12 protein-coding genes are annotated in these 12,492 nt (G+C 66.3%); 8 read left to right on the top strand and 4 right to left on the bottom strand.

The window, feature by feature from the left end; genetic code table 11:
* Positions 1-372 precede the first annotated feature (372 nt).
* A complete protein-coding gene (locus G3446_RS23845) occupies positions 373-549 on the top strand; it encodes a hypothetical protein (RefSeq protein ID WP_164456009.1) in 177 nt (58 codons plus the stop codon).
* Between the two features lie 260 nt (positions 550-809).
* Here G3446_RS23845 and G3446_RS23840 read toward each other — a convergent pair whose 3' ends face one another.
* Positions 810-1,457 (bottom strand): DUF4126 family protein, encoded by a 648-nt coding sequence (locus G3446_RS23840; protein ID WP_164456030.1) that lies wholly within the window; start codon positions 1,455-1,457, stop codon positions 810-812.
* Positions 1,458-1,751: 294 nt separating this feature from the next.
* Here G3446_RS23840 and G3446_RS23835 point away from each other — a divergent pair, with 294 nt between their 5' ends.
* Both G3446_RS23835 and G3446_RS23830 read left to right on the top strand, forming a co-directional pair.
* The gene (locus G3446_RS23835) at positions 1,752-2,240 is read left to right on the top strand and encodes a DUF2939 domain-containing protein (protein WP_164456028.1); all 489 of its coding nucleotides are present in this window, start codon (positions 1,752-1,754) and stop codon (positions 2,238-2,240) included.
* A gap of 44 nt (positions 2,241-2,284) precedes the next feature.
* Positions 2,285-3,361: a PA0069 family radical SAM protein gene (locus G3446_RS23830; protein ID WP_164456026.1), complete on the top strand. Its 1,077-nt coding sequence runs from the start codon at positions 2,285-2,287 to the stop codon at positions 3,359-3,361.
* Between the two features lie 84 nt (positions 3,362-3,445).
* Here G3446_RS23830 and G3446_RS23825 read toward each other — a convergent pair whose 3' ends face one another.
* Positions 3,446-3,952, bottom strand: coding sequence for a DUF922 domain-containing protein (locus G3446_RS23825; protein WP_164456024.1), 507 nt, complete (start codon positions 3,950-3,952; stop codon positions 3,446-3,448).
* 184 nt (positions 3,953-4,136) lie between these two features.
* Here G3446_RS23825 and G3446_RS23820 point away from each other — a divergent pair, with 184 nt between their 5' ends.
* The 5 genes from G3446_RS23820 (at position 4,137) to G3446_RS23800 (ending at position 9,785) form a co-directional block, all read left to right on the top strand.
* Complete coding sequence (locus tag G3446_RS23820) at positions 4,137-5,225, top strand: hypothetical protein (protein ID WP_164456022.1); 1,089 nt, start codon at positions 4,137-4,139, stop codon at positions 5,223-5,225.
* A gap of 57 nt (positions 5,226-5,282) precedes the next feature.
* Complete coding sequence (locus G3446_RS23815; protein WP_164456020.1) at positions 5,283-6,392, top strand: AAA family ATPase; 1,110 nt, start codon at positions 5,283-5,285, stop codon at positions 6,390-6,392.
* On the top strand, positions 6,376-7,752 hold the full coding sequence (locus G3446_RS23810) for a vWA domain-containing protein (RefSeq protein ID WP_164456018.1): 1,377 nt from the start codon (positions 6,376-6,378) through the stop codon (positions 7,750-7,752). The genes G3446_RS23815 and G3446_RS23810 overlap by 17 nt, the downstream gene beginning before the upstream one ends.
* Before the next feature lie 176 nt (positions 7,753-7,928).
* Positions 7,929-8,411, top strand: coding sequence for a Crp/Fnr family transcriptional regulator (locus G3446_RS23805; protein WP_164456016.1), 483 nt, complete (start codon positions 7,929-7,931; stop codon positions 8,409-8,411).
* An 87-nt stretch (positions 8,412-8,498) separates the two neighbouring features.
* The gene (locus G3446_RS23800; RefSeq protein ID WP_164456014.1) at positions 8,499-9,785 is read left to right on the top strand and encodes a cation:proton antiporter; all 1,287 of its coding nucleotides are present in this window, start codon (positions 8,499-8,501) and stop codon (positions 9,783-9,785) included.
* An 87-nt stretch (positions 9,786-9,872) separates the two neighbouring features.
* Here the strand turns inward: G3446_RS23800 and G3446_RS23795 are convergent, their stop codons facing one another.
* The gene (locus G3446_RS23795) at positions 9,873-10,397 is read right to left on the bottom strand and encodes an Hpt domain-containing protein (protein ID WP_164456012.1); all 525 of its coding nucleotides are present in this window, start codon (positions 10,395-10,397) and stop codon (positions 9,873-9,875) included.
* The gene (locus G3446_RS23790; protein ID WP_164456010.1) at positions 10,394-11,881 is read right to left on the bottom strand and encodes an ATP-binding protein; all 1,488 of its coding nucleotides are present in this window, start codon (positions 11,879-11,881) and stop codon (positions 10,394-10,396) included. The genes G3446_RS23795 and G3446_RS23790 overlap by 4 nt, the downstream gene beginning before the upstream one ends.
* Between the last annotated feature and the right edge of the window lie 611 nt (positions 11,882-12,492).

Below are 12,492 nucleotides of genomic sequence, written 5' to 3'. Positions count from 1 at the left end.
CGGTACGGCCAGACCGACAATTTCCACGCCTCAATCCCGGCAAGCTCAAGCCCGGATTCCACCCGGCGTACTGCCGGACGGCTTAAGTCCATGGCATTGGGTTCCAGGGCCTCGATCATCGCTTGGACTGGTAGGATGGACAAGCGAGAGCGAAGTCCACCGAATCCCGTGCCGACGTTGATGCACTGCGCTGCACTTGTCCAACCTCAGAAGCGAGGCGGGCGAAACGATGATCGACGCCGGTTCCAGGATCGGGAGGCTAGCGGGCGCGGTTATTGACGTCAACGCTCCAGAATGCCGCTGAGCGAGATCGCCGGCCATGCCAGCAGCGCGAAGACGGCGTGCGCCTGATCCATCGCGGACGTGCTGGAGATGACGGCGACCGAGGCCCTAGCCTTCTCCGCCAACGACACGGACCTGCGTCTCTACCAACCGGTGCCGGCTCTCTCCGGCGGCGAGGCCCAGCGCATCACACTGGTCACCGAAGTCGCCAAGGTCCGCCCCAGTGGAATTCCGCTGGCAATCTATGCAACTCGTGACTGCGCCTAGTGTCCGCTCTCTATCACGGTTGCGGACTCCGCACGACGAACCCATGGTGACCGCTGATGGGACCCAGCAGGCAGTCACGATAACTGCCTTAGGTCGGGACTGTCTTGGTCAAGCGGTCTGCTGCATGCTGACCTTTCGGCGACGGATTGAGCCGTGCCTGGGTATAGGCTGGGCGGCCAGCCGAGGAGTAGGCGAGTCGCGGAAATCTCAGACGCAATCGCGTTGGAACCGACACCCGGACTCGATGGTCTCAAGCCACCTCAGGGAGGCGTGCCGCGCTCCGGTCCCCCGCCGCTCTGCGACTCCTCACGTCCACCACCGAAAAGGCGCAGAAGAAAACGGAAGACGCGCTTCACGCCGCGCCAGACCTTGGGCAGCAGCCAGACGAGCAGCAGCAGGAAGAGCGCCAGGAGCCCCAGGAAGACGGCCGGATGATTCATGGCGATCAGCAGGCCGCCGACGACGCCGATGTCCTCCGTGACGGATGCGGCCCAATTGGTGAAGGGCTCGGGGGAGGTGTTGATGAGCACGCGCGTCCCCGACTTGGCCGCATGGGACGCGGCCGCGAGCCCGCCACCCAGGATCGCGGCGGCCAGATCGGCACCCGGTCCCAGATCGCTTGCGGCGCCAGCGGCCAGCATGGCGCCGACCGGAATGCGCACGAAGGTGTGCAGCGAATCCCATGCCGTATCCACGCCAGGGACCTTGTCGGCGAAGAACTCGACGACGTACATGACCCCGGCGGCGAGCAGGACGAGCGGGTCCGTCAAAATATCCAGGCCTGGCGGCAGCTCCACGGCCCCGGTCAGGCCCAGCAGCCCGATCACCAGGATGGCCGCATAGACGTTAAGCCCGCTAGCCCACCCGGCACCCATGGATAGCGCCAAAGTCTGTGTCAGGTCGTCCACGATCTTGCCTCGCTTGATGGCCGCCTCGGCGGATTATACTCAGGAACATCGCCCGCCGACCCAATGGCGGAGTGGGCACAGACATCAACCTAGAAAGAGCTGGCAGCCACCAGCAGCCAGCTTAAGGCTTTGTTTTGGGAATGTTTTCACGTCTTCTCCGAGTCATCCAACGGGTGAGCGGCTGGCTAGCCAGAGAGTCCGGCAACTGTATGATTTTCCTTCGCTCGCGGCTGGTAGCTGGAAGCTGGCTGCTCTAATTAGGATCAACGCTGACACATCCCGAGGCGCCCAGCCATGGCACGCATCTTCGTTTTTCTGCTCGCCTTTTGCCTCATCGCCTTTGGCGCCTGGCCCTACTATGGTCTCTACCGTCTCGATCAGGCATTGAGCGAGCCCGATGCCTCGGCTATCGCCCCCTTCGTGGATCTGAGCGCCATTCAGGAGAGCTACAAGGCCAGGTTGAGCTCAGGCGTCGACAGCATGCTGCCGGAAGCGGACAGGACCAGCGTCCCCGGGCTCGAGTGGCTGGCGAAAAGCCTGCAGCAGGTCGGCGGTCAGGCGCTCGATCAGGTGATCACACTCGAGCTCGTGCGCTCCATGCTGCGCGAGGCCGCCATCCGCGCGACGGACGAACGACCGGCCTATTTCCTGGCCGGTGTCGATTACGCCTTCTTCGCCTCCTGGAACCGCTTCCGCGTCCGCCTGGGCGAGCAGACGGACGCGACAGAGGTCCTCATGCGCTTGGAAGGCATCCATTGGCGAATCACGGACATTCGCGGCTGACCATTGGTACCTGGAGCCTGACCCCGCAAGCTCGTCCTCGAGCCATGCCCGACGCGAACGACCCCAGCCGCGAGCAGCCCAAAGGGCGAGGCGCGCTCGGAAACTGCCCCAACCGCTACCACGCCGAGCACACCGAGCGTCTCGACGACGGCTGGCACCAGGAGGAGCCGCCGCCGCTCCGAACCAGCCTCGGCGTCGATCACGCACGCTCGGCCATCAGCTGGAACGACTCGCCCGACATCCCCTTCGATCGCTCGATCAATCCCTACCGAGGCTGTGAGCACGGCTGCATCTACTGCTACGCACGGCCCAGCCACGCCTGGCTCGACCTCTCGCCCGGCCTGGATTTCGAGCGTCGGCTCTTCTACAAGCCAGACCTGCCAGAGCGCCTGCGGGAAGCGCTTTCCGCCAAGTCCTACAAGCCCGCCCCCATGGCGATCGGCTCCATCACGGACGCCTATCAGCCCGTCGAGCGCGAGCAGCGCCTGACCCGCCGCGTGATCGAGATCCTTTGCGAGTGCCGACACCCCTTCACCGTGATCACCAAGTCCGCCCTGATCGAGCGCGACCTGGACCTGATCGGCGACGCCGCCCAGATGGGCATCGCCCAGGTCGCCGTCAGCCTGACCACGCTCCAGCCGGACCTGGCGCGCCGCATGGAGCCCCGCGCAGCCACGCCACAACGGCGGCTCGCAATGATCGAGCGACTCTCGGCGCAAGGCATCCAGGTGCGACTCATGGTGGCACCCATCCTGCCCGTCCTCACCGACCATGAGCTCGAAACGCTCATGCGTGCCGGACGCGACGCGGGCGCCTCGGCCGCCTGCTATGTCCTGCTGCGGCTGCCCCGCGAGGTCTCGCCCCTATTCCGGCAATGGCTGCGGGAGGTCGCACCAGACAGCTTCGACCACGTAATGAATCGGCTTCGCGAGGCGCATGGCGACCGCGACTACGACAGCCAGTTCGGCCGCCGCATGACGGGCACCGGGGTCTATGCCAATCTGCTGGCGCAGCGCTTCGACCTCGCCTGCCGGCGCCTCGGGCTCGCGCACGGGGCGCCGGACTTGCGAACAGATCTCTTCGACGCAGCCGCGCTTCATGGGCAGCTCTCACTCTTCTGAGCGAGCTGACCCGGGCAGGTCATCGCAGGCCAGCTGCACCTCGGAGCCTTGGTACCTTTGCGGCTCGAAGCGCCGGCCCAGTGATCAAAGCTGCAGGTTATCCAGCCGGTCGCAGGTCGGCGTGCTGCCCATGCAGCGCCGGATGAGCCCCTCCCAACGCTGCTGCTGAGTCGCATTCTGGCTGTGATTGGTGTCCCGATCGTACTTCTGCTGGACCGGACGCATCAGCGTCTCACGATGCCGATTGAAGCAATCCCTGATCGCCGTGCTCAATGCACCGACGGTATCGGCCTCCAGCGCCATGAAATCCCGCGCCATGGCGTGCGCAACCAGGATGCCGATGTCGTAGTGCCCCTGCTCGTGCGCGAGCAATGCCGCGGTCTGCGAGGCGCCGCGCCGCACCGTGGCGACGGGCGCGACCCCGATCTGGAAGGTATCGGCCATCCTGAAACGCCCATTGACGTTGCGGAACGGTCGATTGGGCACGGAAAAATTGATGTCGATGTGGGCGTCTTCGTCCGGCAGGCTCGGTACCTCGCGGAAGTTTCGCCACTGCAAGGTCCTGGGATTGGGTGCGACTGTGATGGTCATGACAGCCCTCCTCGTCGGCTCTGGAGTGAGATCCTAATCAAAGTCTAGTGCGCGCCACGAGGTTGGCGCGCCGATTGGATTTCCGACGCCCTCCCGCACCTATTCGATCTTGGGATTCACATCCGTCGCGCCCAGGTGACATCGACGTCCGCCAGCTCGGCGCGGCAGACTCCTGAGAAGAGCCATGACACGCATCCGCATCCAGCACAACCCGCCGCCAGAGGCCGCAGAGCCGGACGCCAGACAGCAGATCAAGCCGCTGTCGCACCATGAGATCCTCTCCCTCATGGGACCCTTCACCAAGGCCGGACGACACGCCGACCTGACAGCGAGCCAAAGGGCCGATCGCCGCCTGGCCTTCAAGACAGTCACGCACGCCCCGAGCGACGAGCTGCCCATCCGCCTAACGGAGACGCTGCACCTCGAGGTCCCAGAGTCCGGCCCACTCACCCTGGTCCGCAGCGTCCAGGACGACTCCGGGCTGATCTCGACAGTGACGGCCAAGGGTGAAGACGCCGGCCTGCTGCTGGAGCGTGTAGAAGCCGTGCCCGTCCGGCGCCAGTTCGGGCTGCATGTTGGAGTACCTGTGGCCCGCAGCTATCTGATCGAGGGGAGTGAGGGTGGCAAGGATGGGGGAGGATGGTCGACGCGCGTGCTCATCACCGACGCCAAGACCCGCCTCCGGGGCATCAACCTCGACTTCAAGGCGGACCGCTTCGTCGGTCACGCGGTGGATCTGAGGCTGACGACGGACGCCGGCACCAAGCTGCTGATCCCGGAAGACCTGACGGCGGTGATCGGCTGGCGCTGGCGCCCGCTGCGCGAATTCGTCAGCCTCTGGCGCGGCAGCATCCGTGTCGAGTCCAAGGAGCCGAGGCGGACCGCGGACATCGAGCACAAGATCGGCCGCACCATCACCCACCTGGCCCGCACCCTGGACCGTCCGCCGGCCGACTTCCACCCGCGCTTTCACAAGGCGCGCTGGCGCGTGAGCTTCCAGCGCGGCATCCCCCTCGGCATCGGGCTGCTGCTGGTTGCCCTGACGCCCGCTATCCGCTGGATCGACATGGCGGACGACTCCATCCTGAAGATGCTGATCTTCCACGCGCCACCCTTCATGCTGGCCGCCATGTTCATGATGCGCGAGATGCCGCGCATCGAGATCCCGCCGATCCCCAGGCCGTTGAAGAACGCGACCTGGCTGGCAGAGGTCGCCGAGAAGGGCGGCAAGAGCCGCCTCCAGCCGGCAACGGCCGACGCCGGCGAGCGCTGACCAGGCACCCAGAGCACCCAGAGCACCCAGAGCACCCAGAGCACCCAGGAGCAGACCTTGCAGGGCAATCCGATGAACATCCCGCCGGTCTCGGTCGCGGCGGTCAAAGCGGCGCTGATCGAGCAATACCAGCACCCCCAGCTCAGGCACCGCGCCTCCATGCTGTGGGGAACACGTGGCGTCGGCAAGTCCTCCATCGTGCGCCAGGTCGCGGAGCACTTCGACGCCCCCCTGGTCGATCTCAGGCTGACCACCATCGAGCCCGTCGACATCCGCGGGGCCATCTTCGCCGACGACCAACGCCAGCAAACCGTCTGGTTTCCACCCGAGTTCCTGCCATCCGCGGACCAGCCCGAGGGCATCCTCTTCCTCGACGAGCTGACCGCCGCCGACCAGCGCCTGCAGATCTCGGCCTATTCGCTCATCCTGGATCGGCGCGTCGGCAACTATCGCCTCCCGGACGGCTGGCAGGTCGTCGCCGCCGGCAATGCCGCCTTTCACGGCGCGGTCAGCCACGACATGGGCACGGCGCTCGCCGACCGCATGTTCCACTTCAACGTCCAGACCGTCATCGACGCCTTCTTGGATTATGCGATGGCGAACGACTTCGCCCCCGAGGTCATGGCCTATCTCAAGGTCCGGCCGGACAAGCTCGACGACACCCAGAGCCAGCTCGCCAACGACCACCTGGTCGGCGCCAGCCCGCGCGGCTGGGAGGACGTCTCCAACGTCATGAAGTCCGCCCTCTCGGAGAGCGGCAAGCGCATCTTCGTGCAGGGCCGCATCGGCGCGGCCAATGCCGCCGAATTCTTCGGCGTGCTGCGGGAGATCCAGGCGGGAACGGACGTCATGGCCCTGCTCGCGGCCGAGGCCGGACCAGACAGCGTGCCGCTGCTGCCCAAAACCCTGGACGCACTCTACGGCATGATCTACGCGCTCATGGCCGCGGCCACGGATGAGCCGCGAATGGCGCGCGCGCTGGAGATCGTCGATCAGCTCCCCGAGACGCAGACCTCGGGCCCGCTGCCGATCCGCGAATCCCAGACGCTCGCCATGGAGCTGCTCTTCCAGAAGGCGCTGGAGCGCGGACTCGAGGGCACTGTGCTCGCGAGCCCGGTCTATCGGCGCTACGCCGAGCAGCGCGCCGCCGATGAGCAGTCCGCCTAGCACCGGCCAGGCGCGCGGGGTCTACAGCCACCGCGGGACGCGCGCCATCCAGAAGATGGTCGAGCTCGCGCCCTCGACCGGCGGACTCGCGCTCTGGATTCGTCATCTAGACGTCGACGAAAGCGATGGCCAGCTGATCGCCGCCAACAACGGAACGACCATCTACTACGGCCCTGACTTCGAGGCCCTGCCGCTGCCACTTCAGATCGGCCTGGTCGCCCATGAGGTCCTGCACGTCGCCCTCCGCCACTCGCAGCGTCTCGTCGCGCTGCGGCGGCTCATCGGCGACGTCGATGCCGAGCTCTACAACATCTGCGCCGACGCCATCGTCAACAGCGCGCTCGGCCATCTCGGCTGGCTGGAGCTGCCGCCCGGGTCGGTGCGGCTGGAAGACCTGCTCGCCTCGGCGCTGGACATCCGTCAAGGCGCGGAGGCGGCACTCCTGGAGTGGGATCTCGAAAGGCTCTATCGCGCCATCGACGACCGCAAGCGCGATGGCTCCGGCAGGGGCGCCAGACGCGGCGCAGGTCCCACCCAAGATGGCGATGACGGCGCGGGCGCGGGCGGACAGCAGCGCACCGAGGAGGGACAAGCCTCTCCGCGCGAGGATGGTCCCTGCGCCGTGCGGGCCAGATACACGGGCTCCGGCATCATCCGCGACCTGCTCCCGGCCGCCGATGCGGCGCATCCGGAGCTGGAGGCAGAGCAGTCTCGGGAATGGCGCGAGCGCCTCACGCGCGCACACGCAGGCGACGGCCCGCACTCCATGCTGCGGACACTCTTGGCGGACCTACCCAAGGTCAGGACGCCCTGGGAGCAGCTCCTGCGCACCCAGCTCACGCGCGGTCTAGCGCACAAACCTGAGATCTCCTGGTCACGGCCCGCACGCTCCTATCTGGCCAACCAGGGACGCATCGGCCACGGCCCCGCGAGTCTGCGCATGCCCTGGGAGCCCGGCACGGCGTCCACCCGCGCCGTGGCCCGGCTCGCCGTCATGGTCGATGTCTCCGGGTCGATCGAAGACGTTTTGCTGGAGCGCTTCGCCCGCGAGATCGAGGCCATCACGCGCCGATTGGAGTCGAGGATCGTCGTCATCATCGGCGACGACGCCGTGAGGGAGGTCCGGACCTTCGAGCCAGGCCGCTCCAATCTGCGCGACATCCAATTCCAGGGCGGCGGCGGCACGGACTTCTCGCCGCTGCTGCGCGAGGCCGAGCGCTTCGCCCCGGACATGGGCGTCTTCCTGACCGATCTGGACGGCAAGGCCGACTATCTGCCCAGTTTCCCGGTGCTTTGGACCGTCCCAGCCGCGTATGAGGCCATGCAAGCGCCCTTCGGTCGTAAGCTGGTGCTCGACTGACCAACTTGCCCAGGATCCGCCGAGCGCACATCGGCGAACGCTCGCCGCGCCCCACCTCCCGCGTCGCCTGCAAGCGGCCGCCAGGCTAAACTGAGCCCCACCACGTGATCTAGACGAGCGGGCAGCGAATGACCGCCCGCGCACCCAAAGACCCACTTTTCCGAGGAGACGTGTCGATGACCGACATCAACAAGAAGGAAACCCTTGCCCAATCCGCGCTCGGTGCCGAGCTCGACGATCAGGAGCTGAGCACTTTGGCCGAGCGCCTGAATATCGTCCCACTCGGCGCCGACGAGGATCTCGTCCGCGAAGGCGATGACCGCCACACGCTCTTCATCCTGGCGGAAGGCCGGCTGAATGTCTGGAAGACCGTCGGCGCCGCCGAGGAGGTCGTCTATCAGATGCGGGCGGGCGAGTGCGCGGGCACGCGCGCCTTCGTCGACGGCTCGCCCCGCAAGGCGGGATTGCGCGCGGAAGGCGCTGCCAAGGTGCTCACGCTCGAGCCCTCGGACTTCGAGGCACTGATCGACACGCACCCACGCGTCGTCTACAAGGTGATGCGCTCCATCTTCCGCATCACCCACGGCAACCTCATGCGCATGAATCTGGAGAGCGCCGAGATGCGCAACTACCTGCTGCGCACTGGCGGACGCTACTGAGCCAGCTCCCGGCATCCTGCCTCTGGGCCGGCGGCACGCGCAGACCCGGCCGAGGCGCCACCACGCATCACGGAAGGCCGTCCCGCCATGACACTGTTCGAGATCATCGCCACCCTGCTGAGCATCTCCGCCGTCTTCAGCTGGCTCAACGACCGCTATCTCAAGCTGCCGACCACCATCGGGCTGATGCTCATCGCCCTGCTCTGCTCGCTCGGGCTGCTCCTACTGTCGCCCGAGAGCTTGCAGGAGGAGATCCGGCAGATGCTCCAGAGCATCCACTTCGACGACACCCTGCTGCACGGCATGCTGAGCTTCCTGCTGTTCGCCGGCGCGCTTCACGTTGACCTCAACGACTTGGCGCGTCAGAAGTGGGTCATCGCCATCCTGGCGACGGCGAGCGTGGTCGGCGCGACCCTCATCATCGGCGGCGGTGCCTATCTGCTCTTCATGGCGCTTGGCTTGGATGTACCCTTCATCTACTGCATTCTCTTCGGCGCGCTCATCTCACCCACAGACCCCATCGCCGTCCTCGGCGTGCTCAAGAGCGCCGGCGCGCCGGATTCGCTCAAGACCAAGATCGCGGGCGAATCCCTCTTCAACGACGGCGTCGCCGTCGTCGTCTTCCTGACCCTCGCCGGGATCGCGACCGGCGGCCATGAAGCGACGACGCTCGGCTTCCTGGAGCTGTTCGGACGCGAGGCGGTCGGCGGTGTCCTCTTCGGCTTGCTGACCGGCGGGCTTGCCTTCCTCATGCTCTACCGCATCGACAACTATCAGGTGGAGGTTCTGGTCACCCTTGCGCTGGCGACCGGCGGCTATGCGCTGGCCGAGCATCTCCACATCTCGGCACCCATCGCCATCGTCGTCGCCGGCCTGCTCATCGGCAACGAAGGCCGCAAGCGGGTCATGTCCGAGAAGACACGCCAGCACCTCGACGATTTCTGGGAGCTGGTCGACGAGGTGCTGAACGCGGTGCTCTTCGTCCTCATCGGTCTGGAGATCTTGCTGATCAGCCTGCGCTTCGACTATGTGCTGGCGGGCGCCCTCGCCATCCCCCTGGTACTGGTGGCCCGCCTGATCAGTGTCGGCCTGCCGATCGGTATCATGCGACGCTTCCGCAGCTTCTCGCCCGGCGTCACCAGCCTCCTGACCTGGGCCGGTCTGCGTGGAGGCATCTCAGTCGCGCTGGCGCTCTCGCTTCCGGCGGGCGAGACACGCGACATCCTGGTGACCGTGACCTATGTGATCGTCGTCTTCTCCATCCTGGCGCAGGGCCTCACGCTCGGCCCCTTGGTCCGGCACATGGGCGCGCGCGCCGAGCGCGAGCTGTCACGGACTCAGCTGGGCGGGCACGCGCCGGCGGCGGAGGACTGAGTGGAGAGAGCGCCGCCAGCCGCCGAAATTATACTGTTGCCGGATTTTTTGGCCGCTGGTGGCTGGCAGCTGACAGCTCCTACCAGGTCATCGGCTTGAGGGACTCGCCTCTGGTGCAAGCTCGAGCGCGCTCGTCAGCTCCTCCTGCGCCGTTTGCGTCATCTGAATCAGCCGCTCGACATCTTTACGCGGGCGCCCGGCCTCGATCGCGGCTTCCAACGCAGACACCGTCGCCTGGATCCGCAAGGCGCCCAGGGTGCTCGAGATCCCCTTGAGCGAGTGGGCGAGACGACAGGCCTCGGCGTCGTCGCCAGTGTCCAAACAGGCCCGAATCTTGGCCATGTCGTCCGCGTGCTCGCAGGCCAGCCGTCTCGACAGCCGCAGGTAGTGCGCGCCGTCCTGATCGGCGCACTCCAGCCCGCGCCCGCTATCCAGGTCAGGAATTCCCGCCAGGCTGCCCTCCAGGGAAGATGCAGGCGGATCGGCCCGGTCTTGCGGCCAGGGCTTGCTCGCGCTGGGCGCATCGTCCGCGTCGACCGGACATGGAAGCCAGCGCAGCAGCGTCTCGAACAACCGGGACGGGTCGAGCGGCTTGGCGATATGGTCGTTCATACCGGCCCCAGGCAGCGCAGCCGGTCTTCGCCGCAGACGTTGGCCGTCATAGCCAGAATGGGCAGCTCGGCCAGCCCAGGCCGGGCCCGGATCCGTCGCGTCGCCTCCAGGCCGTCCATCTCGGGCATCTGCATGTCCATGAGAACGAGGTCGTAGGACTGCCGCCCGACCTGCTCCAGCGCCTCGCGGCCGTTCGCCGCCAGATCGACATGCAGATCGGCGCCGAGCAGCAGCGCCGCGATCACCTCCTGGTTGAGAGGATTGTCCTCGGCGATGAGGATGCGCGCACCGGCTCGGCATTGCCTGAGCTGCTGGCGCGCCGTACAAGAGCGCGGTCCTTCGATCAAGGGCTTGAGCAGCGCATCCGATCGCTTGAGCAGGCGTGCGGTCAGCCAAAAGAGGCTGCCGGCACCGGGCGTGCTCTGCACACCAACCTCGCCGCCCATCATCTCGGCAATCCGGCTGGTGATGGCGAGTCCCAGACCGGTTCCACCACGACGCCGGTCCGCGGCGCCCTCAGCCTGCTCGAAGGCGCCGAAGACGCGCGCCTGGTCCTCCGGGACGATGCCGACACCTGTATCCATCACCTCGAAGCGCACGAGGATCTCGGTGTCGCTCTCCTCGACGGCATGGGCGCGGAGGTGAATCATGCCCCGATCCGTGCACTTCAACGCATTGGCGAGATAGTTGAGGAGGGCCTGGCGCAAGCGCGTGGCATCTCCGCGCAGCACCTGGGGGAGCTCCCCGCAGTCGAGCGAAAAGCCCAGCCCCTTGAGCTGGATTCGATCGGCCACGAGCGCGCTGACCTGCTGAAGCAGGCTGCGCGGCGAGAAGTCCTCGGCGATCAGCTCCAGCTTGCCGGCCTCGATCTTGGAGATGTCCAGGACGTCGTTGATGACACTCAGTAGATGACTGGCCGCAGAGTCGATCTTCTCCAGCCGGTCGAGCTGTGCCGGATCCGTGAGCGCATCGCTCATGAGATGGGTGAAGCCCATGATGGCGTTCAACGGCGTGCGAATCTCGTGACTCATGCTGGCCAGGAAGGCGCTCTTGGCCTGATTGGCCCGATCCGCCTCCATCTTGGCGACCGCCAGCTCCTGCGTCCGCCGCTCGACCAGGGCCTCGAGCTGATCTCGGTGCTGCGCGAGCGCGTCCTCCGCGCGCTTGCGCTCGGTCACGTCCTCGCAGACGACCGCGAACAGGCCCGGCGACGGGCAATAGGCGTAGATCCTGAAGTAGCGGCCGAGGGGCGCGGAGTATTCCTCGAAGTGGACCGGCTCGCCGGTGAGGGCAACCGACCCGAAACGCTCGATCCAGGCCGGGTCGACCGCGGGCCTCACCTCCGTGATGGCGCGGCCGAGGATGCGCTCACGCGTCATCCCGATCATCCGCTCGAAGGCGGGATTGACATCGAGAAAGCGGTAGTCGACTGGCCGGCCGCTGAGATCGCAGATCACCTCATGCAGCGCGAAGCCCTCGAGCATCGCGTTGAACCTAGATCCGGCGGTTGGGCGGCCTCCAGGGTGCGTCCAGCGGGGTGTCTGGCAAGGCGCAACGGGGCGTCGTAGTGGTTCTACGACAACGCGTTGCAACGCAGCCAGGCGCCGCGCGGGGCGTGCAATGGAGGCCGTAGCGGGCTTCACCCGGCGGGTGAGCCAGCAGGAAACCCCGATCTTGGAAGTGATCAAGGCGTTACATGAAGCACGAAGCGGTCAACTGCCGGATCTAGGTTGAAGAGGGTGTGATAGCGATGCTCGCTCGCCCTGAGCTGATCCAGCGCCCGGGCGCGCTGGATGGCCATCGCGCAGAGTCCGCTGACCTGGCGCGCCAGGGCAGGATGCTCTCGCCCGAGCCACCAGCCGCCAAGTCACCGAGCAGAATGACCCCATAGGTCTGGGGGCCGTGGTGAATGCGCAGCATGAAGCCGTCGCAGCAAGACGTCTTTGCCGTTGCTTTCTCGGTAGCGGCAAAGTGGGCGGCATCCCTAACCCGGCAAAGCCGGAACCAAAGAGGGGCGGATCGTCTATCGTTTGAGTAAGCCCGCACACGGGAGTCAGACGATGAACCCCTTTGTTGAACAGCATCACGATGAGAT

Source organism: Thiorhodococcus minor, from assembly GCF_010820565.1.
Taxonomy (GTDB): Bacteria; Pseudomonadota; Gammaproteobacteria; order Chromatiales; family Chromatiaceae; genus Thiorhodococcus; species Thiorhodococcus minor.
Note: the sequence above shows the minus strand (reverse complement) of the source record. Positions and strands in the feature narration are given on the sequence as shown.

Bases quoted from the DNA above. Each gene is read 5' to 3' on its own strand.
- G3446_RS23835 (WP_164456028.1), top strand. From the start codon at position 1,752: ATGGCACGCATCTTCGTTTTTCTGCTCGCCTTTTGCCTCATCGCCTTT.
- G3446_RS23810 (WP_164456018.1), top strand. From the start codon at position 6,376: ATGAGCAGTCCGCCTAGCACCGGCCAGGCGCGCGGGGTCTACAGCCAC.
- G3446_RS23800 (WP_164456014.1), top strand. From the start codon at position 8,499: ATGACACTGTTCGAGATCATCGCCACCCTGCTGAGCATCTCCGCCGTC.
- G3446_RS23830 (WP_164456026.1), top strand. From the start codon at position 2,285: ATGCCCGACGCGAACGACCCCAGCCGCGAGCAGCCCAAAGGGCGAGGC.
- G3446_RS23845 (WP_164456009.1), top strand. From the start codon at position 373: ATGACGGCGACCGAGGCCCTAGCCTTCTCCGCCAACGACACGGACCTG.
- G3446_RS23820 (WP_164456022.1), top strand. From the start codon at position 4,137: ATGACACGCATCCGCATCCAGCACAACCCGCCGCCAGAGGCCGCAGAG.
- G3446_RS23805 (WP_164456016.1), top strand. From the start codon at position 7,929: ATGACCGACATCAACAAGAAGGAAACCCTTGCCCAATCCGCGCTCGGT.
- G3446_RS23795 (WP_164456012.1), bottom strand. From the start codon at position 10,397: ATGAACGACCATATCGCCAAGCCGCTCGACCCGTCCCGGTTGTTCGAG.
- G3446_RS23825 (WP_164456024.1), bottom strand. From the start codon at position 3,952: ATGACCATCACAGTCGCACCCAATCCCAGGACCTTGCAGTGGCGAAAC.
- G3446_RS23790 (WP_164456010.1), bottom strand. From the start codon at position 11,881: ATGCTCGAGGGCTTCGCGCTGCATGAGGTGATCTGCGATCTCAGCGGC.